Here is a 21,201-nt window from a genome sequence, read left to right as displayed (position 1 = left end):
AGCCGACTTTCCTCCCGAATGAGGACTAACTAGTCTCGGGGTATGCCAGAGCAGGACCCGAAGGACTCACTCGAAGCCGCGACACAGGCGACACGCAGCCTGCAGGGCCTGTCCACCGAACTCACCGCCCGCGTACCGCAGCTGCTGGAAGCCATGCGTTCCGTCGGCACGGGCCTCGAACTGCACTCCACCCTCGACCGGATCTGTGAGACGGCGGCGGAACTCGCCCACTCCCGCTACGCCGCCATCGGCGTCGTCGACGAGGAGGGTGCGGGGCTCTCCGATTTCGTCACGTACGGAGTTTCGGACGAGGTGGCGCACGAGATCGGCCGCCGCCCCGACGGGCACCGGGGGCTGCTCGGTGCACTGATCCACGACCCGGTACCGGTGAGGCTCGCCGATCTGACGGCCGATCCGAGGTTCGCCGGATTCCCGCCCGGCCATCCCCCGATGCGGACCTTCCTCGGCGTTCCGATCCGGGTACAGGGAGAGATCTTCGGAAATCTCTATCTGGCCGAGAAGGACGACGGGGGCGAGTTCAACGACTACGACCTGCACATGGTGCGGGTGCTCGCCACGGAGGCCGGGATCGCCATCGGCAACGCCCGGCTGTACGAGGCGGCACGCCAGCGCGAGCGGTGGATCGACGGCTCGGTGGCCGTGACCACCGCCCTGCTGTCCGGCGGTGACGCCGATGACGCGCTCTCCGTCGTCGCCGAACAGGCCCGCCATCTTGCCGCGTCCGCCGCCGGGATCGTGCTGCTGCCGGCCGAGGAGGGCGGTCTGGAGATCGTTGCCGTCTCCGCGGACAACCCCTCTGCCCAGCTGGGGGTGATCATCGGGCCGGAGAGCCCGGTGGTTACGAAGCTGCTGGACGGTGAGGCGGTCTTCGTGGACGACTCGGCCACCGATCCCCGCATGGTCACCACGCTGGCCCACCAGTTCGGCCCCAGCATGCTGCTGCCCCTGCACAGCGGTGGACGGGTGCTGGGTGCGCTCGCCACCCCTCGTGCCCGCGGTGAGAGGCCGTTTACGGAGACGGAACGGACCCTCGCCACCCAGTTCGCCTCGCAGGCCGCACTCGCGCTGATGATGGCCGAGGCACAGCGGGACCGGGAGCGGCTCGCGGTGTACGAGGACCGCGACCGGATCGCCCGCGATCTGCACGACCTGGTCATCCAGCGGCTGTTCGCCACCGGGATGATGCTGGAGAGCGCCCAGCGCCGGTCGGTCGTGCCCGAGGTGCAGACGGGTGTCGGCCGGGCGGTCGATGAACTGGACGTGACCATCCAGGAGATCCGTACCGCGATCTTCGCACTGCAGCAGGAGCCGGCCGAGGCGCCGTCCGGGCTGCGCACCCGCGTCCTGCGCGAGATCAACATGGCGGCGGTCCCGCTGGGCTTCAAGCCCTCGCACCGCTTCCTCGGCCCGGTCGATTCGCTGGTCGGCGAGCTGACCGGCAAGAACCTGATCGCTGCGCTGCGGGAGGCGCTGTCCAATGCCTTCCGGCATGCCGAGGCGTCGTTGATCGAAGTGGTCGTCGATGCAACCGCCACGTTGCCCGACGGGAGGGACGCGGTGCGGCTGTCGGTCGCCGACGACGGGGTGGGCATCCAGGAGGGCGGTCGGCGCAGCGGGCTGCGGAATCTGGCGCGCCGGGCGGAATCCCTCGGCGGTGCGAGCTGGTTCGGGCCCGGTATCGGGGAGGACGGGGGCGGCACGACGGTGGTGTGGGAGGCGCCGATCTGAGGGCGGTCGGGCGCTCAGGGGCCCGGCCGGCGGGGACGCTGCCGGGCGCGGGCCTCAGCGTGCCGCGTCGGGCGACCGGCGCTCGGCGAGGATCCGCTCGATGACTACCGCGACGCCGTCGTCGCCGTTGGTGGCGGTCCGGCCGGAGGCGGCGGCGATTGCGGCCGGGTGGGCGTTGCCCATCGCGTACGACGTGCCCGCCCAGCGCAGCATCTCCACGTCGTTGGGCATGTCGCCGAAGGCGACGACCTCGGCGGGCGAGATGCCGCGCTCGGCGCAGCAGAGCGCCAGGGTGCTGGCTTTGGAGACTCCGGGGCCGCTGATTTCCAGCAGGGCCGTGGGGCTGGACCGGGTGAAGGAGGCCTGGTGGCCGGCTGCCGTACGGGCCAGGGCGAGGAAGTCGTCCGGGGCCAGTTCGGCATGGTGGGCGAGGAGCTTCAGCACGGGGGCGCCGGTACCCGGCGTCTCCTCGTGGAGCAGCTTCTCGGCGACGGCGACGGTGGCACCCGGGTCCAGGTGGAAGGGCGGGTAGGCCGGTTCGTAGTGGATGCCGGTGGTCAGTTCGACGGCGAAGGAGACGCCGGGGTCGGCGGCGCGCAGTGTGTGTACGACGTCGAGGGCGATGTCGCGCCCCAGCGGGCGGACCTTTACCAGCTTGCCGTCCGCATGCAGATCCGCGACCGCGGCGCCGTTCGCGCAGATCGCCAGGCCGTGTCCGTGGACGTGATCGCTGACGACATCCATCCAGCGGGCCGGGCGTCCGGTGACGAAGAACACCTCGATACCGGCCTCCTCGGCGGCGGCGAGCGCGGCGACCGTACGGTCCGAGACCGTCTTGTCGTCGCGCAGCAGGGTGCCGTCCAGGTCGGTGGCGATCAGCCGGGGAGCGGCAGGAGAAGGCGAGTCGGTAGCTGAGGTCACGCGCCCATTCTCGCGTACGAAGGCGCACGGGCGTGCAGAGGGGCGCACATATGAGGATGCGCGCCCCTGACCAGCGGAACATGCCTGGTGCCAGAGGTCTCCGAGTGGTAGAGCCGGGCCGATCGGCGCTCGTGGCCGCCCGGCCGGCGGCCGAGCCGGGTCTGTCAGTGGCCGAGCAGGGTCCGTCAGCGGCCGAGCTGGGCCAGGCCCTCGGTGGCGATGCGCTCGAAGACCTTCTCGTCCGCCGCGAAGTCGGAGTCCGGGATCGGCGAGTGAATGACGATCTCCGTGAAGCCCAGTGCGAAGTGGGTGCCCGCGAAATCCACGAAGGCGTCGAAGGACTGCAGCGGGCGGTCCGGCGTGAAACCGGTGAGAAGGATCTTGTCCAGCTCGCCGACATCCCGGCCGATGGACTCGCAGGCCGTGCCCAGCTTGGTGAGCTGCCCGCGGATGGCCTCAACGGACTGCTCCGGGGTCCCCGCTTCGTACAGCTTCGGGTCGCCCGTGGTGACCCAGGCCTGGCCGTACCGCGCGGCGAGCTTCATCCCGCGCGGCCCGGTGGCGGCCACTGCGAACGGCAGCCGGGGCCGCTGTACACAGCCGGGGATGTTCCGGGCCTCGTTTGCCGCGTAGAACCGGCCTTCGTACGTCACCGAGGGCTCACGCAGCAACTGGTCGAGCAGCGGTACGAACTCATCGAAGTGGTCGGCTCGTTCGCGCGGCGTCCACGGCTCCTCGTCGCTCCGGCGCAGCGTCGTGGCATCGAAGCCGTTGCCGCCCGCGCCGATGCCGAGAGTGACGCGTCCGTCGGAGACGTCGTCCAGCGTGATGAGGTCCTTGGCGAGCGTGACGGGGTGCCGGAAGTTGGGGGACGTCACGAGCGTTCCCAAACGGATACGCGCGGTTGATGCGGCGGCAGCGGTAAGGGTGGGTACGGCACCGAACCAGGGCTGGTCGCGGAAGCTCCGCCACGACAGGTGGTCATAGGTGTAGGCGGCGTGGAAGTCGAGTTCCTCGGCTCGCTGCCACACTTTCTTCCCCTTGGTCCAGGGGTGGATCGGAAGGATCACGGTGCTCAGACGCATGGGCAGAGCCTACGCGGCGGCCGAAGGCCGCCATCCTCACGTCCGACGTCGACGACTTGTCCCGGTTGTGCGGCAGCAAGGTCCGGCTCGTCGGCCTCTGACCGCAGCACTGTCCCGAAGTCGGTCACCGGAGTCCGCAAGAGCAGGGTGCCGGTCGGTTTCGCAGGTCAGCGCATGATGCATGAACGAGGCGCGAGTGACGTGGACTTGTGCCCCACCGCCCACGGGCCTGTCGTTCGTGTCACGCCCCGGTCTGCTGCCAGACCGCGGTGAGCGCTGTGATCGGGTCGGTATCGGCCGGTGCCGCGGGCCACCATTCGCCGTCGTCATCCTGGAGGTAGGGGTACCAGCAGGTGTCGGGGCCCAGGCGCAGCTGGATGCCGTGGTCGGTGAGGGTGAGGCGGTTGCGCCAGGTCCGGAGAGGGCCGGGTGTGGTGGTCATCTCGGTGAGGGCTGTGGTCAGAGTGGCGCGGGCGGCCGACATCGTCGCCGGGGCTGGGGTGTGGGGTTGTTCGGCGACGGTGAGGCCCGTCGTGCCGCCGTGGCGCCAGGCGCGGGTGAGGCGGGCGAACTCGGTCGGTCTGGTGCCGGTGTTCACGATCAGGTGGTGGAACCACTCGGGGCCGGGGCTGCACGCGGCGATCCGTACCGTGTCCTGGTGCTGGGTCAGGTGCAGGTCGGCGGTGTCACCCGCGAGGAGCCGTACGGCGCGTGAGGCGGTGTCGGCTACGAGGTGCTCCAGGTCCGTGGAGGTTAGGCCGCTGCCGGGTGGTGGGGCTACGGGCAGGGTCGTGGTGTGGGCGGCCGGTGCGGGGAGTTCTGGCAGCCCGGGGGCGTGTTCGGCCCAGTCGGTGTACGCGGCGGAGGCCGGGACGCCGGTCGGGGCCGGCGGGCTCGCTGCCTGCCGGGGCACCGTACGGCGTGTGCGCAGCTGGGCGAGGACCTCCTCGCGGCCTCGGCCGCGCAGCGCGAAGAGCACGAACGGGTCGGCGTCGATGGCGGCGGCGATGGCGTAGCAGAGCGCGGCGGCGTGTTTGCAGGGGTATCCCCAGTCGGGGCAGGAGCAGTCCGGGTCGAGTTCGGTGGGCTGAGGGAGAAGGGGGACGCCCGCCTGGCGGGCGTCGTCGACGAGTTCGGCGGGCATCTCGCCGTCGAGGAGCGCCGCCAGATGCCCGGCACGGGCCGCGACGGTGTCGAGCAGGGTGTCCCACTGGGCGTCGGTGAGGACGGGCAGACGGACCGAGGAGCGGTACGGGCTCGGCCGGCTGCCCTGGACGGCGGCCTTGACCCGGCCCGGGGCGACATCGGCTGGGCCGACCTTGCCCTGACGGGCGTAGGTACGTCCGCGGGACAGGCGTCCGGCGTCCAGGGTGGAGTCCTCCAGGGCCGTCACCCACGCCTGGCCCCACCAGGTCGTGGCGAAGGCGCGCTTGCCGCGGGCGGGTGCGCGGCGCTGGCCGGGGAGTGCGCGGGTCATGACTGCCTTCCCAGGGCGACGAGTTCGGCGAGTTCGGCGTCGGACAGCTCGGTCAGGGCGGCCTCGCCGGAGCCGACGACGGCGTCGGCGAGCGTGCGCTTGGACTCCAGCAGCTGCGCCACCTTGTCCTCTACGGTGCCCTCCGCGATGAGCTTGTGCACCTGGACGGGCCTGTCCTGGCCGATGCGGTAGGCGCGGTCGGTGGCCTGGTCCTCGACCGCAGGGTTCCACCAGCGGTCGTAGTGCACGACGTGGGTGGCGCGGGTGAGGTTGAGTCCCGTGCCCGCCGCCTTCAGCGACAGCAGGAACACCGGTACCTCACCGCGCTGGAAGCGCTCCACCATCTCCTCGCGCCGCGCGACGGGGGTGCCGCCGTGCAGGAAGAGGGTGGGGGTGCCGCGTTCGGCGAGATGTTTCTCCAGGAGGGTCGCCATCTGCTTGTACTGGGTGAAGACCAGCACCGACTCGCCCTCGGCGGTGATGGTGCCGAGCAGCTCGTCGAGCAGGTCGAGCTTGCCGGAGCGGCCGCCGAGCGGCGTGGACTGGCGCAGGTACTGGGCGGGGTGGTTGCAGATCTGTTTCAGCCCAGTCAGTAGTTTGAGCACCAGACCGCGGCGGGCGATGCCCTCGGATTCCTCGATCTTCGCCATGGTCTCGCGGACCACTGCCTCGTAGAGGCCCGCCTGTTCGGCCGTCAGCGCCACGACCCGCTCGGTCTCGGTCTTGGCCGGCAGCTCGGGCGCGATTCCCGGGTCGGACTTCCTTCGGCGCAGCAGGAAAGGGCGCACGAGACGGGACAGGCGTTCGGCGGCCTCGGGGGCCTCGCCCGACTCGATGGCGCGGGCGTGCCGGTCACGGAAGGCCGCGAGGGGGCCGAGGAGCCCCGGAGTGGTCCAGTCGAGGAGCGCCCACAGCTCGGAGAGGTTGTTCTCCACGGGCGTGCCGGTGAGGGCGACGCGGGCGCGGGCGGGCAGGGCGCGCAGCTCGCGGGCGGTGACGGCGTAGGGGTTCTTGACGTGCTGCGCCTCGTCCGCGGCGATCAGCGACCAGTCGGTCCCGGCGAGGGCTTCGCGGTCGCGGCGCAGCACCCCGTAGGTGACCAGGACGATCTCGTCGCCGGCCAGGTCGTCGAGGTGGCGCTCGCCGCCGTGGTAGCGGCGCACGGGAGTGGACGGCGCGAACCGGGCCGCCTCGCGCTCCCAGTTGCCGAGCAGGGAGGCTGGGCAGACGACGAGGGTGGGGCCGGCGGTCGCGGGGTCGGTCTGGCGGTGCAGATGCAGGGCGAGAAGGGTGATGGTCTTGCCCAGGCCCATGTCGTCGGCGAGGCAGCCGCCGAGGCCGAGCTCGCACATCTCGGCCAGCCAGGCGAGGCCCCGCCTCTGGTAGTCGCGCAACATGGCTTTGAGCGCGGCGGGCTGCGGGGCAGGAGTACGTGACTCGGGATCGCGGATACGGGCGACGAGGTCGCCGAGCGCGCCGACCGCCTCACAGGGGATCTGCTCGCCGTCCCTTTCCACCTCGCCGGTCAGCGTGGCGCTCAGCGCCTCCATGGGCGTGAGCGGTTCCATCCGGCGGCGCCTGACGCGGGCCACCAGCTTCGGGTCGGCGACCACCCACTGGTCACGCAGCCGGACCAGAGGGCGGCGCGTCTCGGCGAGGGCGTCCATCTCGGCCTCGGTGAGCGGCTCGCCGCCGAGCGAGATCTGCCAGCGGAAGTCGAGGATTGCGTCGGCGCCGAGGAGTCCGCCCGCACTGGAGCCGGGGGCGGTGCGCTGCCCGATCTCCGCGGTCGCGGTGAGTGCCTTGACCAGCTCACGCGGCCAGTGCACGTCGATGCCGGCCGAACGCAGTGTGTCGGTGGCGTCGCCCAGCAGGTCGAGGGCCTCGTCGTCGGACAGGCGGAGTTCGTCGGGAGCGGCGTCCCTCAGCAGCCGCTGAAGCGGAGGCCAGGCGCGGGCTCCGCGGCGCAGCGCCAGCAGCGTCTCGGTCTCGGCGCGCGGGCCGAGCAGCCGTTCCACCTCGTCCGGCTCGCTCCACAGCCGGGCGGCCTCGACGACGAGCCCCGGATCCGCCGCGGTGTGCAGCTGCGGCACGGCCCGGAACACTCGGCGCCGTCCCTCCGGGGGGTCGACGCGCAAGGAGACGCCGACATCGGCGGTGAACGCGGCGGCGGTCTCCTCGGCCCACTCGCGCAGGGCGGGTACGGCACGCGTCTCGCGCCAGGCGTACGGCAGCGCCCCCATGGCGAGCGGCGCGGCCGGGGTGCGGACCAGGTCGTCGGCGACCGCGTCGCAGAACTGGCGTACCAGCGCGGCGGGTTCGGCGATCCGCACCGGAGGGGGGCCGGGCTCGGGCAGACAGTGGGCGTGGGGCGGGAACGCGGCGGCGAGGGCGTCCAGGGTCTGACGCTGGGCGGCGGTGTAAGGCCCCGCCTGCCAGGTGTCGTAGCCGGCGGGGGTGAGGGCGGGGTGGAGGCGGCCGTCGGCGAGCAGCCGGAGCGCGAGGCGGGCGGCGGCCTGCCAGGCGGCGGCGGACGGATTCGGTGGCTGCGCCCCGGTCAGGGCGGCGACGGCGAGGGCGGCGGGCAGCGCGTGGCCCGTCACCTTGCGCCGCCTGACCGAACGGCCGTGCGGCAGCACCAGTTCCGCCGTGTCGGTCTCGACGCCGGTGGGTGCCGTGTCCTCGGCGGCGGCCGCCCCGGCGGGCTGCCACAGCAGCAGTCGGCCGAGGCGGGCGGGCTCCCCGGGCAGGAACACCGCCGCCCAGCCGTTGTCGAGCAGGCCCCGCGCCCAGGAGGCCGACTCAGGTGCCGCCAGCGGCAGCACACTCCTGCGGCCCGTGCCCGGCTCCCGTGCGACGACTCGTGCCACCTTCCTCAACTCCATCCTTCTGTGAGCGAGCCGCACCGTGCCTCACTCATCACCACGTACCGGTCGTTCTCCGGTGAGTTCCGCCGCCCCGCCGTCACCGGCGGGAGCGCGCCTTGTTCGCCGCGGTGCGGATGCGTTTGGCCAGCCGCTTGTCGACGTCGCGCAGGCTCTCGCCCAGCTCGGCAAGCACCTGGGCGGTGGCCGGGTGCTCCACTCGCCAAAGGTCGTCCACCCGCTGTTCGAGCACCTCTGGTGCCACGTTCGGGTTCTCCTGGAAGCCCAGGAGCAGCTCCTCGTCCTCCTGGGCACCGACGAAGAGCGAGAGACCGTCGATGAACAGCCACAACCGGGCCTGCTCCGCGCGCGCCGCATCCGCGTACGCGTCCGCCTCAGGGCGTGCGCCCAGGGCCGCGGCGGCCACCTGGCGGCATCCCTCGACGTCGGAGTCCGCCGCCTTGCGCAGCACGCGCAGTGCTCGCGAGTCGTCGAGTACGGCCAGCACCGGCTGGACCACGGCGCGTCTGGCCGCGATGTCGGGGCCGTCGCCCGCACAGGCGTCGAGCAGTCCCACCGCGGCGTCGGCCCCGGAACGGTGCTTCAGCCACCCTTCGACCTCTTGGCGCGTCTCCTCGGGGGAGTAGCCCAGAAGGCCCTGGAGGAGGGTGTCTGCGTCGGATTCGGCGTACTCGCCGAGCAGCGGTGCGAGCGCACCGCATTCCATCAGGTAGGCGCGCAGCCCGTGGCGGCCGAGCGGGGTGAGCCGCATGCGGTCCCCGTTCTCGTGGTCCCACGGCCGGCCCGACGCGTCCGACCAGGCATCCGAACCGGCGAGCCCGCGCCCGCTGACGGCGTTCAGGGGCGTGGCCAGGAGATCCTCGGCCGCGACGACATCATGGTCACCGGGCACGAACTCCACCGCGCCCAGGTGGGCGAGCTCTTCCGCCAGGCCCCGGAAGGCCGTCGCGAACAAGGCCAGGAGGAAATCGAGCTCGGGCCCTTCAGCACCCGCCTCTCGGGCTTTCGCCCGCAGGTCGTCGATCTCCACCCAGGCGCCGTCCAGGGCGTCGTACAGCTGCCCGATCAGCGCGTCGGCGATCTCGGCCGACAGCTCGCCCAGCTCGCCGGGTTCGTCCAGTACCCCCGTCTCGTCGATCTCCTCCAGCAGGTCGCCCAGGGTGACGGACCAGAGCTCCAGAAGATTCTCGTCGGCGAAGTCGGCCGTCTCGCCGCCCCAGGCGCGGCCCCCGCTGATCGTGATCAGCCCGCGGTTCACGGCGAAACTCCACGGCTCGTCGAGAACGTCCACGTCCTTGGCGCTGCGCAGCGCCTTCAACGCACGGGCCCGGGCGGCGGCCTCGGCGTACGGCGAGGCCTCGTCGGCGAACTCCCATAGCCGGAGATCCTCGACGGCCTCACGGGCGAGCGCGGGCCGCAGCACCCGGCTCGCGGTGACCTGCCGTCCCTCGCGACACCAGGTGGTGAGCCGCAGCGCCGAATCGAAGAGCGGGACATCCCGCACAGCCGCCGCGAGGTCCTCCCGCGGAGCCAGGGTGACCGGGCGCAGCACGGGCATACTCGCGACCGGTCCGTCGACTCCGAGGTCGACCGGGCCGCCCGACCCTCGGCAGCGCCCGCAGGCGCACGATGCCGTGTCCTCGGCAGCCGGCTGTCCCCCACCGCCGCGCCCGGCCCGGGTACCGGCCGACGGCTTCGCCGTACCGGGCACCGTGTCCGGCGTCAAACGGGCCAGCCGCTCAGCGATCCCGTCCCGGGGGAAGGCTGCCGGGTCGTAGCCGGCCGACCGCAGCTCGGCGACCAGCTCGTCGTACGGGCCGTCTCCCGCCCTGTCGGGTACTTCGAGGCGTGCCAGTACCTCGCCCAGGCCCCACACCCCGCCGATGTCCTCAGCCGGTACGTCGGCACGACGGCCGCCGACGCAGCGCACCGCTCGCTCCGCGCCGACCGGTCGCGGCATTGTCTTCTCCAGCGTGATCCGGTGCTCCCAGTCATCGCCGAAGTCGTAGACATAGCGCAGCCGCGCCCCGTCCTCGGGCAGAACATCACCGAGCGCGGTGGCGTGCTGGTCGCTGCTGCCGGGGCCGAAGCCGAGATCGATGTCGGTGAGCCGGGCCGCGTCGCCGTACACCCGGCCGGACTCGTCGGTGAAGAGGTGCAGATGGCCACCCTGCCAGCCGAAGGCGGCCTGGACGGCGTCGTGCAGGGTGCGAAGAGAGGTGTCGGACGGCAGTACGAGGCGCCGCCACAGAGGCGGCTGGGTGCCGTGCAGCGCGATCTTCAGCTGGAGATCGGACGGTGCCGCCCCCGTGTCTCGTCGCATCCTTTGTCTCCCACCCGTCCGAGGCCGCTCGAATGGCCCCAGCATGACGGTCGCGTGTGACCCAGCCCAAACCGGATCACTTCGGCGGAGGCCACTTCGGTCGTGGGGGCCCCGGTATCGCTCGCAGCGGATACCCTGCGTCCGCGCACCGACCTCGCGGCCCCGCCATTCGCGGACGCAGGTCGCCGAACTGAGGAAGCTCACGGACAACGATTCCGGTTATGTCGCCGAGGCGGTGGCGCGGCAGTTGCGGCACCAGCTTCTGGGGGCGGACCTGCTGCGCCACCAGGAGGAACACGGGGCCTTCACCGAGGAGGAGCTGGCGGAGGCCCGTTCCAGGATCTCCGGGACGGCGAGCGCCGACGGGTCGGCGAGCGCGGCGTGAACGATCATGCCGAGACCGTGGTCCCGGAATCCCAAGGACTCTCCGCCTGGATCGCGCAGGACCGCAAGATCCTTGCCGTGTTCCAGGTGCTCCACGCCATGGTGCCGATTTCGTCATCGACGCCAACACCATTGTGGAAGTCAGCCGTGCACGCGTGAACATGCCTCGGCTGCGGTGGGCGCTGCCCCGGGTCAAAGTAGAGCCGGTGACCGAGGGCGCGGCGAAAGCGTCCGCGGAACTGCTCAAGGCCGCGGGCCTGCACGGCCACAAATACGCGATCGACGGACAGTCGCCGAGGTGGCACTGCGCCAGCCGGGGGCCGGTGGTCGTATTGACGTCCGACATCGACGACATGACGCGGCTGTGTGGGGCCGTGTCCGGCTCATCGGCATCTGAGCGGACGGGCGCAGGTGCCCGTGCGCCGGCCCCGGAGGGAATCCGTCCTGGTCACACCGTGATGGGTGAAAAAGGCTTGACTGAGGTGACGAGGGTGCCCAGGCGCAGCCGCTGGGTGGCGGCGGCCGCGGCGGTGAGGGTCGGTACCGCGCCGAACCACGGGCCGTCGCGGAAGGTCCGCCAGGCCAGATGGTCGTAGGTGTAGGCAGCGTGGAACCCCAGCTCCTCGGCGTGCTGCCAGACTTTTTGGCCCTCGCTCCAGCGGTGGATGGGCAGAATCACAGTGCTCAGACGCATGACTACGACCTTACGGGTCCGATAACCGGTGGGCGTCTTCGTGGAAGCACACCGGCCCTCGGCGGGACCGGTCGTGGGATCAGCCGCCGGGATCAGTCGCGGAAACGCAGAAATGCGGGCGGTACGGCAGAGGTGAGCCAGACGCCATTGGCGCTGACATAGAAGGTGTGGCCCGCGCGGTGCATCGCGGACGCGTCCACCGACAGGACGACGGGGCGGCCGCGCCGGGCGCCGACCCTGGTCGCCGTCTCGCGGTCGGGTGAGAGATGGACGTGTGTGCGGGCCATGGGACGCAGGCCCTCGCTGCGGATCGCGTCCAGCACGCGGCCCACCGTGCCGTGGTAGAGGTACGCGGGCGGCTCGGCCGGCGGGAGAGCGAGATCGACCGGGACAGTGTGGCCCTGGCTCGCACGAATGCGGCCGTCCTCGACGGCGAAGCGCTGCTTGTCGTTGACGGCGACGACATGGTCGAGTTCGGCCGGGGTGATGGGGAAGTTGTTGCGGGCCGTGGCGCGCAGCAGTTCGTCGATCGTCACCCAGCCGTTGGCATCGAGCGTGATTCCGATCCGCTCCGGCTGGTGCCGCAGGTGTTTCGAGAGGTACTTGGACACCTTGATAGTGCGTCTGTCGTCCATCCCGTCAGAGTGCCCGCGGTGGTCGCTCACTCGCATCCGGATTTCACCCCGATTCACTACAGCAATTTTATTCGCTGTAGTGAATTTCGTCCACAGGTTTGATCCACAGCCAACTTGAGTTATCCACAGGATAATTGGCGATTCTGTGGACAAGGGCCTGAAGAATCAACCGCTTTGGGGAGTATGCTTTACTTCATTGGCAGATGAGGTAAGTGCATCCAATGTCCTTGACTGTACCTCGCGTTCTGCCGCTGCCGCGACGAAGGCGGACACGTTCTCCGGACCAACCAGTCGTTCTACGGAGCGAATCGTCTCCGGTGGCAGATCCACTTGGCGCGTCATGGGGATCGAGGCATCCGGGGTGAGCGGGGTGTCGGAGCCGAGATGGTGCCGCAGATGCCTGGTGGCGAACGTCCGCATCGCACGCGCCAGTTCGGCGTCCACCGTCTGCTGAGCGAGCGGACGCAGCCTGCGCACCATGGCCGCCGCTTCTGCCGCGTCCGACTCCGTCGGCGGACGATGACCGAGATAGCGCGCGAAGACGTGCTCCGTGGTGAACTCCAGGAAGCGCGAAGCGATCTGCTCGACCTGGCCGCGAAGTTCCCTGAGATGGCCCGAGATTGCACTGAGCGGTACACCGGCTGCATACAACTCAACTGCCACTGCGAGCTCTTGAGGACTCGGAACCAGGAACTCGTCGTCCCGTCCCGGGATGCGTTCGAGTACGCCGAGCGCCACCGCCTCGGCGATGGCCTCGTCGTCCGGGCTGCCACCGAACCTGGTGTTCAGCTCGGCCCGGGTGATCCGGTCGGCCTGCTCGTCCGTCCAGGGGCCGTGCACCTCGGCGACGAGCCCGAGCACCCCGCCCAGACCGCGGCCCGTGTTCCACGCCTCCAGGAGTTCCTTGATACTGGCCAGGGTGTACCCGCGATCCAGCAGATCGGCGATCTGCCGGAGCCGGGCGAGGTGGGTGTCCCGGTACACATTGGCCCGGCCGCGCCGTTCCGGCGTCGGCAGCAGGCCGCGGTCCTGGTAGGCGCGGATCGTACGGACCGTGGCGCCGCTCGCATGCGCCAGGTCCTCGATCCGGTACTCGGCGGCGGACCGGCCGGCCATCGCCGACGACTGCCCGGTGCCACTCACAGCGGCGGCTTCAGCCGGGCGATCCCGCGCAGCGCACCGGGACTGAACCGGGACAGGAACCGGGCGCCGCGGGCCTCCGGTGTCACCGGCACGACGGCCCGGTTGCGCACCACTGCCTTGAGGATCGCGTCGGCGACCTTCTCCGGCGGATAGTTGCGCAGCCCGTACAGCCGGCTGGTCCGCTTCTGCAGACGCTTCTCCTCCGCGGCGTCGGCACCCGCAAAGTGCGTCGTAGCGGTGATGTTCGTGTTGACGATGCCGGGGCAGATCGCGCTGACCCCGATCGACCGGTCGGCGAGCTCGGCCCGCAGGCACTCGCTGAGCATCAGTACGGCCGCCTTGGAAGTGCTGTATGCGGGCAGCGCCCGGGAAGGCTGATAGGCGGCGGCGGAAGCCGTGTTGACGATATGGCCGCCCTGGCCACGTTCAACCATCTGCTTGCCGAAGATCCGGCAGCCATGGATGACACCCCACAGATTGACGTCGAGGACATTCTTCCAGTCCTCGCTCGTGGTCTCCAGGAAGGAGCCGGACAGGCCGATGCCTGCGTTGTTGACCAGGACGTCGACGATGCCGTACTCGGTGGCGACCTTCTCGGCGAGCTTCTCCATCGCCTGTTCGTCACTGACGTCGACCGCTTCGCCCCAGGCTGCCGGGGAGCCGATCAGCCGGGCCATCTCCGCCGTTCTGGCCGCTCCCTCCGCGTCCCGGTCCACGGCCACCACCCGTGCGCCCGCCTCGGCGAAGGCGAAAGCGGTGGCCCGCCCGATGCCGCCTGCCGCGCCCGTGACAAGGACCAGCTGTCCGCCGAACCGGTCCCCGTACGCCCCGGTCGGCGCGGTGTCCTGCACCGGTCGGCCATCCTCCCGCGCCGCCTCGTTGGCTGCCACGAACTCACTGATCCAGGAGGCGAGCCGGTCCGGCCTGGTGCGCGGCACCCAGTGCTTGCCCGGCAAGGAGCGGCGTACCAACTGGGGCGCCCACAGCTCCAGTTGGTCGTACAGCTTCTCCGACAGGAAGATGTCTCCGGTAGGCGTGATCAGCTGGACCGGTACATGCGCATAGGCGTCGGTACGGGGTCTGCGCAGCCGGGCCCGGACGTTGTCGCGGTAGAGCCAGGCGCCGTGCGCCGCATCGTTGGGCAGGGAGGGCGTCGGATAGTCACCCGCGGGAACCTTCTCCAGTCGCTGGAGAATCCGCGGCCACTGCTTTCCGAGCGGGCCGCGCCAGGCGAGCTCGGGCAGGACCGGCGTATGCAGCATGTAGACGTACCAGGACTTGGCGCCCTGGCCGAGCAACTGGCCGACCCGGCGCGGGGTGGGCCGGGTCATCCGCTGCTTGATCCAGTGCCCGAAATGGTCCAGGGAAGGACCGGACATCGAGGTGAACGAGGCGATCCGGCCCTCGGTCCGCTTGACCGTGACGAACTCCCAGGACTGGACAGACCCCCAGTCGTGCCCGACCAGATGCACCGGCCGGTCCGGGCTCACAGCGTCGGCGACGGCCAGGAAGTCATCGGTGAGCTTCTCCAGGGTGAAGCCGCCGCGCAAGGGTGCCGGCGCTGTGGAACGGCCGTGCCCGCGCACGTCGTACAGCACGACGTGCCACTGGTGGGCCAGTTGCCTGGCGACATCCGTCCAGACTTCCTTGCTGTCCGGGTAGCCGTGCACGAGGACGATCGTCGGCCGTCCCTCGTCGCCCAACTCGGCGACACACAGTTCGATTCCGCCCGTACGCACCCGGCGCTCGCGCGCTCCCGGCAGGCTCATGCCGCCGCCCTTTCCTCGGCCCAGCGCCGCACATGCGGCAGATCGTCGTCCAGCCAGAAGGCGCTCTGTTCGGGGTCCTTGGAGTCGGTGACCACCAGGATCTCCTCGAACTTGGCGCCCGTACCCCGGAATCCGAGGTGGGGTTCGACCGCCCACAGCCCGGGCTGCGGCGGATGGTCGGAGAAGCGGTACGGACTCCACAGCGGCGACCAGCCGTCCCGGTGTCCGTGCAGTGCGTCGCTCATCAGGCCCTTGAGCGACTGGGTGCCGAAGCCGAACACATGGGGGGACCAGCGGTGCTCGGCGACGCGGTCGATCTTGTGGGCGATGACACCGAAGGGGTAGGCGCGATGCCTGTTGACGTACCCCTGCTTGATCATCAGGCGTTCGACGCCCTCGTAGATCTCGCGCAGCGAACGCCGCTCCCGCACCTTGCGCAGAATCAGCTCACGGTGCACTTCCAGATCGGCCAGGAGCTTGTCGTGCAGGGGACTGAGCCCGAGACAGCCGGAGTAGCCGATGTCCGCTGTGAAGCCCTTGTACACCGGGGCCATGTCGAGGATGAACGGCATCCCCGGCTCCAGCTTCCGGTTGGTCGGGAAGAACTGCAGGGGCACCTTGAAGCCGACGAACGCCGTGCGGTCCCCGAACCAGGCGAAGGGGAGGTGGAACCAGTCCCGAACCCCGCGCTCGCGCAGCCAGTCGCGCTGCATGCGGGCGGCCTCGCGCTCGGTCACCCCCGGCGTGAGCCGGCCGGCGACCGCCTCGGCGCAGTCGTACGCGAGACGTTGGACTTCTCTGAACCCCCGTAGCTCCGGGGCCTGTTCGTCCTTCACTGCCGAGGTCATGCCACCGTCCGTCCCTGCCGTGTGCGGTACGTGCCCGTAACGTGACACTGATGAATGTGACAATGTCCGGCGACTACGTCAAGAGGTGTGCGGAGACCTGTGGACAACCCGGGTAGGCCCTTCCCCCGACCTCCGGACTCCTCCCCCGTGCTGGCCCCCTACGGGTCCGTACGCCTGGAGTCTGATGCGGATCCAGCCGCCAGGGCTGACGACCGGTGTGGTCCGCGCCACTATCTTCGAAGGCGTGACTGTGATCGCGACCGAAAGCCTGAGCAAGCGGTTCCCCCGGGTGACCGCGCTTGACCGGCTCTCCCTGGACATCGGACCCGGTGTGACCGGCCTGGTGGGTTCCAATGGAGCCGGCAAGTCCACATTGATCAAGATCCTGCTGGGTCTGTCCCCTGCCACCGAAGGCCGGGCCGCGGTGCTCGGACTCGACGTCGCCACCAGTGGCGCCGCCATCCGGGAACGGGTCGGCTACATGCCCGAGCACGACTGTCTGCCGCCGGACGTCTCGGCCACCGAGTTCGTCGTCCACATGGCGCGGATGTCCGGACTGCCGCCGACGGCAGCGCGCGAGCGCACCGCCGACACACTGCGCCACGTCGGTCTGTACGAGGAGCGCTACCGCCCCATCGGCGGCTACTCGACCGGCATGAAGCAGCGCGTGAAACTGGCCCAGGCGCTGGTCCACGACCCGCAGCTGGTCCTGCTCGACGAGCCGACGAACGGCCTCGACCCGGTCGGCCGCGATGAGATGCTCGGGCTGATCCGCCGCGTACACACGGACTTCGGTATCTCGGTCCTGGTCACCTCGCATCTCCTGGGCGAGCTGGAACGCACCTGCGACCATGTCGTCGTCATCGATGGCGGCACACTTCTGCGCTCCAGCTCCACCAGCGACTTCACGAAGACCACCACGACCCTCGCGGTCGAGGTCACCGACAGCGATACCCACCCGGACGGCACCGACGCGCTGCGTCAGGTCCTCACCCGGGCCGGCGTCAACCTCGTGGGCCACGACGGTCTCGACGGGCAGGGGCTGCCCGGTGCGGGTCACATCCTGCTGGTCGAGGCGACCGGCGAGGAGACGTACGACATCCTGCGCGACAGCGTCGCCGGGCTCGGGCTCGGTCTCGTGCGGATGGAGCAGCGGCGCCATCACATCGCCGAGGTCTTCCGTACCGAAGAGGCACCGCGCGCCGCAGCCGCCACGCAGACCGTGTCCGCGGTTGTCGGGGCCGTACAGCAGAAGGGGAGCGGTCGTGATGAGCACTGAGACCGGAGCCGTGAGCGGGAGCGAGTCCTCCCGGATCCACAACATCGGGTACCGCTCCTACGACGGCACGCGGCTGGGACGCGGCTATGCGCGGCGCTCGCTCTACTCGCAGTCCCTGCGGGGTTCCTTCGGACTGGGGCGTTCCGCGAAGTCCAAGGTGCTGCCGATGCTGCTGTTCGGTGTGATGTGCATGGTCGCGGCGATCATTGTCGCGGTCGCCATCGCCGCCCCGGGGGCCACGGCTCTGCCGATCAAGTACACGGCGTTCGCGATCTATCTGCAGGCCGTCATCGGACTCTTCGTCGCCGCGCAGGCACCGCAGTCGGTCTCCCGTGACCTGCGTTTCAAGAGCGTGCCGCTGTACTTCTCGCGGCCGATCGAGCGGGTCGACTATGTCGTCGCGAAGCTGGCGGCCATGGCGTCCGCGCTCTTCATCCTCACCGGGGCGCCGCTCGTCATCCTCTATGTGGGCGCACTGCTGGGGAAGTTCGACTTCGCCGAGCAGACCAAGGGGTTCGGACAGGGGCTGGTTTCGGTGGCGCTGCTGTCCGTGCTCTTCGCCGGACTGGGCCTGGTGATGGCCGCGCTGACACCGCGCCGCGGTTTCGGTGTCGCCGCGGTGATCGCCGTACTGACCATCTCCTACGGCGCGGTCTCCACGGTCCAGGCCATTGCCTGGCAGACGGGTTCGACGGGGGCCATCGAGTGGCTGGGGCTCTTCTCCCCCATCACGCTGATCGGTGGTGTACAGACCGCGTTCCTCGGGGCCAGTTCGGCCTTCCCCGGAGGGGAAGGCCCGGGGGCTGGGGCCGGTGTGGTCTATCTGATCGTTGTTCTCGCGCTCGTCGCCGGCTCGTACGCCGTACTGATGCGCCGCTACCGGAGGGTCGGGCTGTGACCACCATCGAGATCGACCACACCTCGCGCTGGTTCGGCAATGTGGTCGCCGTCAACGACGTGAGCATGACGGTCGGCCCGGGCGTCACCGGGCTGCTCGGCCCCAACGGCGCGGGAAAGTCCACGCTGATCAACATGATGGCCGGTTTCCTCGCCCCGTCTACCGGCACGGTCACGCTCGACGGCCGGCCGATCTGGCGCAATGAAGCGGTGTACAAGGAGATCGGGATCGTGCCGGAACGGGAAGGGATGTACGACTTCCTGACCGGCCGCGAATTTGTCGTCGCCAATGCGGAACTGCAGGGACTCGGCGATGTGGCGGCGCAGAAGGCGCTGGCCACGGTCGAGATGGAGTACGCGCAGGACCGCAAGATCTCGACTTACAGCAAGGGCATGCGCCAGCGCGTGAAGATGGCGTCCGCACTGGTCCACGAACCGTCGGTGCTGCTGCTCGACGAGCCGTTCAACGGGATGGACCCGCGCCAGCGGATGCAGCTGATGGCGCTGCTGCGGCGGATGGGGGAGGAGGGCCGTAGCGTGCTCTTTTCCTCCCACATCCTCGAAGAGGTCGAACAACTCGCCTCGCACATCGAGGTGATCGTGGCGGGACGGCACGCGGCATCCGGTGACTTCCGGAAGATCCGACGGCTGATGACGGACCGCCCGCACCGCTATCTCGTACGTTCCAGCGACGACCGCGCCCTCGCTGCCGCGCTCATCGCCGACCCGTCGACGGCTGGTATCGAGGTGGACCTGGGCGAACAGGCCCTGCTTATCCAGGCGGTCGACTTCGGACGCTTCACCGAGTTGCTGCCGAAGGTCGCACGTGACCACGGAATTCGCCTTCTGACCGTTTCGCCGTCCGATGAGTCTCTCGAATCGGTCTTTTCCTATCTCGTAGCGGCCTGAGTAGCGGCCTGAAAGGAGCTGTGAAGCGTCATGTACGACCCCACAGTCGCCCGGCTCACCTACCGGGCCCTGCTCGGCCGGCGCCGGGCCGCCATCCTCTTCGTCCTGCCGGCGCTGCTGGTGATCATCGCCGTGGCGGTACGGGCGTTCGCCGGAGCCGATGACCAGGTCGCCTCGGACGTGCTGGGCGGCTTCGCCATCGCCACGATGGTGCCGCTGATCGGCGTGATCGCCGGAACCGGAGCCATCGGTCCCGAGATCGACGACGGATCGATCGTCTATCTGCTGGCCAAGCCGGTGAAACGGCCGACGATCATCTTCACCAAACTGATCGTGGCCATCGCCGTCACGATGGTCTTCTCCGCACTGCCCACGCTGGTCGCGGGGCTGATTCTCAACGGAAACGGCCAGCAGATCGCGGTGGCTTACACCATCGCGGCGCTGGTCGCCTCGATCGCGTACAGCTCGCTGTTCCTGCTGCTGGGCACCGTCAGCCGGCACGCGGTCGTCTTCGGCCTCGTCTACGCGCTGGTGTGGGAGGCCCTGTTCGGCACTCTGGTGCCGGGGGCACGCACGCTCAGCGTTCAGCAGTGGTCCCTCGCAGTTGCCGAGAAGGTCGGCGGGGCCGGCGCGATCACCTCCGATGTCGGACTGCCGGTCGCGACGATCCTGCTGGTGGCGGTCACGGTGGTGGCGACCTGGTACGCAGGTCAGAAGCTGCGCACACTGAAGCTGGCCGGCGAGGAGTGATCGGGGGTTCCCCCGGATGCCTCTGCCGTGCTCCGTTTCTGATCACTTCGATCGTCGTCAACCCTCGTCTCCTGGGCGGGGGTTGACGCATTTCGGACAGTAGTACGCGTAACTGTACGGTTATCGGTTCGTTGCGCAGGGTGCGTGGAGGCAACTGGAATCTGTGGCGTCGTAGCTTTCGTGAAATCAGGGATTGCCGATGCCGGTGAGGGAGTACCCGCCGGGTCGGTCACTGAGTGAGTGGCAACCGTGAGCGTCCTCCGCCCCTCAAGCCCGGGACAGGGCTGCCCATCGTCGGTTTCACGATCGGAAGGCATGTCCATGCCCACGGAAGTTGCCCTGCTCGAATCGCGTGCGCTGCGCGTCGAGCAGATGGGGCGCGTCGACGTCCTCGGCAAGGTCAAGAGCCTTGTCATGCTCCCTGACGGAATTCACCTTCGCACAGAGGACGTGGCTCGTTACTTCGAAGTATCCACAGAGGTCATCAAGAAGGTCACGCAGCGGCATCGAGCCGAGGTTTCGGAGAACGGACTCAGGCTGCTTCGTGGCTCTGAGCTGCGGGAATTCCATAGGGACATGTTGTCCCTATGGAGTGGCGAGGAGGTGGAAAGTTATCCACAGGCCGTCACTCAGCTCACCCTCTACACCCGCAGGACCGTGCTCAACGTTGCGATGCTTCTTCGCGACAGCGACATCGCCCGATGCGTCCGTACGTATCTGCTCGACGCCGAGCAGGACCTGCGTGCGGGCTATGCCTCGCTCGAACACCGCGTCACCCGGGTCGAGAACTGCCTCGCAGGAGTGGGCAGCGCGCTTCAGGAGCTCGGGCCCGTTCTCAACCGGATGTCGCACCGGCTCGACAGCCTCGACCGGAGGGTGGACATCACACATCAGGTCGTCGGCGCCATGAGCGTGCGGCTGGGCCACCTGTCCGAGGACATCGTCCGTATCGACGGAAGGATGGACGATCTCGCCCGCTACCTGAAGGATCTGAGCCGCCGCGACAAGCAGCGCTGATCCGAAGGCCGTTCACGGCCTTTCGGTATTGCCCGGAAAATGGGTGGCACCGAAAGGCCGTCCCGGTCACAGTAGTTGGTGCAGCACACGCCGAAACCGGCGCAGCACGCCCCGACATCAACAGCCGCACGCCGACATGCACGCCACAGGCCGGGAGAGGAGCGCGACGATGACCGAGAGTCCGAGTCCGTCGAGTTCCCAACAGGGCGGGCCCGAGCCGGCACCGGAGTAGTCACCGACGACTCCGCCGTGCCGATCGGAGCAGAGGACGCCCGGGGCGGTTTCTGCGCATCGTGCGGCCGCCCTTCCGGAGGATTGGCCGAGTGGTAAGGCAGCGGCTTGCTAAGCCGTCGTCGGGGCCGTGAACCCCGCGCGCGTTCGATCCGCGCATCCTCCGCAGGAGCAGTGTCGGGTACCAGTACGAGTGGGGCAGCCG

Annotated in this window: 16 protein-coding genes, 1 tRNA gene and 2 pseudogenes; 9 read left to right on the top strand and 10 right to left on the bottom strand. The window is 69.7% G+C overall.

Annotated features, from left to right (window positions below; translation table 11 throughout):
• Positions 1 to 42: 42 nt before the first annotated feature.
• Positions 43 to 1,749 carry a GAF domain-containing sensor histidine kinase gene (locus tag NRF20_RS22765; RefSeq protein ID WP_398628430.1) on the top strand — a complete coding sequence of 569 codons (1,707 nt, stop codon included), beginning with the start codon at positions 43 to 45 and terminating at the stop codon, positions 1,747 to 1,749.
• Positions 1,750 to 1,803: 54 nt separating this feature from the next.
• On the opposite strand, the gene NRF20_RS22760 is transcribed toward NRF20_RS22765, so the two are convergent.
• The 5 genes from NRF20_RS22760 to NRF20_RS22740 form a co-directional block, all read right to left on the bottom strand.
• On the bottom strand, positions 1,804 to 2,670 hold the full coding sequence (locus NRF20_RS22760) for a Cof-type HAD-IIB family hydrolase (protein ID WP_266359740.1): 867 nt from the start codon (positions 2,668 to 2,670) through the stop codon (positions 1,804 to 1,806).
• Positions 2,671 to 2,855: 185 nt separating this feature from the next.
• Positions 2,856 to 3,755, bottom strand: coding sequence for an LLM class flavin-dependent oxidoreductase (locus tag NRF20_RS22755; RefSeq protein WP_398628432.1), 900 nt, complete (start codon positions 3,753 to 3,755; stop codon positions 2,856 to 2,858).
• A gap of 241 nt (positions 3,756 to 3,996) precedes the next feature.
• Complete coding sequence (locus NRF20_RS22750; RefSeq protein ID WP_398628433.1) at positions 3,997 to 5,232, bottom strand: SWIM zinc finger family protein; 1,236 nt, start codon at positions 5,230 to 5,232, stop codon at positions 3,997 to 3,999.
• Positions 5,229 to 8,102: a DEAD/DEAH box helicase gene (locus tag NRF20_RS22745; protein ID WP_413753194.1), complete on the bottom strand. Its 2,874-nt coding sequence runs from the start codon at positions 8,100 to 8,102 to the stop codon at positions 5,229 to 5,231. The genes NRF20_RS22750 and NRF20_RS22745 overlap by 4 nt, the downstream gene beginning before the upstream one ends.
• 94 nt (positions 8,103 to 8,196) lie before the next feature.
• Positions 8,197 to 10,440, bottom strand: a complete 2,244-nt coding sequence (locus NRF20_RS22740) for a plasmid pRiA4b ORF-3 family protein (protein WP_413753193.1) — start codon at positions 10,438 to 10,440, stop codon at positions 8,197 to 8,199.
• 130 nt (positions 10,441 to 10,570) lie between these two features.
• On the opposite strand from NRF20_RS22740, the gene NRF20_RS22735 reads away from it, so the two are divergent.
• Both NRF20_RS22735 and NRF20_RS22730 read left to right on the top strand, forming a co-directional pair.
• On the top strand, positions 10,571 to 10,825 hold the full coding sequence (locus NRF20_RS22735; protein ID WP_266425616.1) for a hypothetical protein: 255 nt from the start codon (positions 10,571 to 10,573) through the stop codon (positions 10,823 to 10,825).
• Positions 10,822 to 11,221: pseudogene (locus tag NRF20_RS22730) on the top strand (DNA-binding protein). Before NRF20_RS22735 ends, NRF20_RS22730 begins: the two are co-directional and overlap by 4 nt.
• A 54-nt stretch (positions 11,222 to 11,275) precedes the next feature.
• On the opposite strand, the pseudogene NRF20_RS22725 reads toward NRF20_RS22730, so the two are convergent.
• The 5 genes and pseudogenes from NRF20_RS22725 to NRF20_RS22705 all read right to left on the bottom strand — a co-directional run.
• Positions 11,276 to 11,518, bottom strand: a pseudogene (locus tag NRF20_RS22725) (LLM class flavin-dependent oxidoreductase); the annotation flags it as partial.
• Between the two features lie 92 nt (positions 11,519 to 11,610).
• Positions 11,611 to 12,153: an RNA 2'-phosphotransferase gene (locus NRF20_RS22720; protein ID WP_398628435.1), complete on the bottom strand. Its 543-nt coding sequence runs from the start codon at positions 12,151 to 12,153 to the stop codon at positions 11,611 to 11,613.
• A 165-nt stretch (positions 12,154 to 12,318) separates the two neighbouring features.
• Complete coding sequence (locus NRF20_RS22715; protein ID WP_398628612.1) at positions 12,319 to 13,269, bottom strand: MerR family transcriptional regulator; 951 nt, start codon at positions 13,267 to 13,269, stop codon at positions 12,319 to 12,321.
• A 23-nt stretch (positions 13,270 to 13,292) separates the two neighbouring features.
• Positions 13,293 to 15,065: an SDR family oxidoreductase gene (locus tag NRF20_RS22710; RefSeq protein ID WP_413753192.1), complete on the bottom strand. Its 1,773-nt coding sequence runs from the start codon at positions 15,063 to 15,065 to the stop codon at positions 13,293 to 13,295.
• Positions 15,062 to 15,913 (bottom strand): M24 family metallopeptidase, encoded by an 852-nt coding sequence (locus tag NRF20_RS22705; protein WP_398628437.1) that lies wholly within the window; start codon positions 15,911 to 15,913, stop codon positions 15,062 to 15,064. Before NRF20_RS22705 ends, NRF20_RS22710 begins: the two co-directional genes overlap by 4 nt.
• Positions 15,914 to 16,202: 289 nt before the next feature.
• Between NRF20_RS22705 and NRF20_RS22700 the strand changes: the two genes are divergently transcribed.
• From NRF20_RS22700 to NRF20_RS22675, 6 genes are all read left to right on the top strand, one after another.
• The gene (locus NRF20_RS22700) at positions 16,203 to 17,192 is read left to right on the top strand and encodes an ABC transporter ATP-binding protein (protein ID WP_266365421.1); all 990 of its coding nucleotides are present in this window, start codon (positions 16,203 to 16,205) and stop codon (positions 17,190 to 17,192) included.
• Positions 17,182 to 18,090, top strand: a complete 909-nt coding sequence (locus NRF20_RS22695) for an ABC transporter permease (RefSeq protein WP_398628438.1) — start codon at positions 17,182 to 17,184, stop codon at positions 18,088 to 18,090. The genes NRF20_RS22700 and NRF20_RS22695 overlap by 11 nt, the downstream gene beginning before the upstream one ends.
• Positions 18,087 to 18,998, top strand: coding sequence for an ABC transporter ATP-binding protein (locus NRF20_RS22690; protein ID WP_398628439.1), 912 nt, complete (start codon positions 18,087 to 18,089; stop codon positions 18,996 to 18,998). The genes NRF20_RS22695 and NRF20_RS22690 overlap by 4 nt, the downstream gene beginning before the upstream one ends.
• Positions 18,999 to 19,028: 30 nt before the next feature.
• Positions 19,029 to 19,748, top strand: coding sequence for an ABC transporter permease (locus NRF20_RS22685; RefSeq protein ID WP_398628440.1), 720 nt, complete (start codon positions 19,029 to 19,031; stop codon positions 19,746 to 19,748).
• A 321-nt stretch (positions 19,749 to 20,069) separates the two neighbouring features.
• On the top strand, positions 20,070 to 20,765 hold the full coding sequence (locus NRF20_RS22680) for a hypothetical protein (RefSeq protein ID WP_413753191.1): 696 nt from the start codon (positions 20,070 to 20,072) through the stop codon (positions 20,763 to 20,765).
• 309 nt (positions 20,766 to 21,074) lie between these two features.
• A tRNA-Ser gene (locus tag NRF20_RS22675) sits at positions 21,075 to 21,162 on the top strand.
• Positions 21,163 to 21,201 lie beyond the last annotated feature (39 nt).

It is taken from the genome of Streptomyces sp. R-74717 (assembly GCF_047305335.1).
Taxonomy (GTDB): domain Bacteria; phylum Actinomycetota; class Actinomycetes; order Streptomycetales; family Streptomycetaceae; genus Streptomyces; species Streptomyces atratus.
Note: the sequence above shows the minus strand (reverse complement) of the source record. Positions and strands in the feature narration are given on the sequence as shown.

What these genes read in the sequence shown, in the direction of transcription:
- NRF20_RS22765 (WP_398628430.1), top strand. Translation starts at nt 43, where the DNA reads ATGCCAGAGCAGGACCCGAAGGACTCACTCGAAGCCGCGACACAGGCG.
- NRF20_RS22755 (WP_398628432.1), bottom strand. Translation starts at nt 3,755, where the DNA reads ATGCGTCTGAGCACCGTGATCCTTCCGATCCACCCCTGGACCAAGGGG.
- NRF20_RS22750 (WP_398628433.1), bottom strand. Translation starts at nt 5,232, where the DNA reads ATGACCCGCGCACTCCCCGGCCAGCGCCGCGCACCCGCCCGCGGCAAG.
- NRF20_RS22740 (WP_413753193.1), bottom strand. Translation starts at nt 10,440, where the DNA reads ATGCGACGAGACACGGGGGCGGCACCGTCCGATCTCCAGCTGAAGATC.
- NRF20_RS22720 (WP_398628435.1), bottom strand. Translation starts at nt 12,153, where the DNA reads ATGGACGACAGACGCACTATCAAGGTGTCCAAGTACCTCTCGAAACAC.
- NRF20_RS22715 (WP_398628612.1), bottom strand. Translation starts at nt 13,269, where the DNA reads ATGGCCGGCCGGTCCGCCGCCGAGTACCGGATCGAGGACCTGGCGCAT.
- NRF20_RS22710 (WP_413753192.1), bottom strand. Translation starts at nt 15,065, where the DNA reads ATGAGCCTGCCGGGAGCGCGCGAGCGCCGGGTGCGTACGGGCGGAATC.
- NRF20_RS22705 (WP_398628437.1), bottom strand. Translation starts at nt 15,913, where the DNA reads ATGACCTCGGCAGTGAAGGACGAACAGGCCCCGGAGCTACGGGGGTTC.
- NRF20_RS22695 (WP_398628438.1), top strand. Translation starts at nt 17,182, where the DNA reads ATGAGCACTGAGACCGGAGCCGTGAGCGGGAGCGAGTCCTCCCGGATC.
- NRF20_RS22685 (WP_398628440.1), top strand. Translation starts at nt 19,029, where the DNA reads ATGTACGACCCCACAGTCGCCCGGCTCACCTACCGGGCCCTGCTCGGC.
- NRF20_RS22680 (WP_413753191.1), top strand. Translation starts at nt 20,070, where the DNA reads ATGCCCACGGAAGTTGCCCTGCTCGAATCGCGTGCGCTGCGCGTCGAG.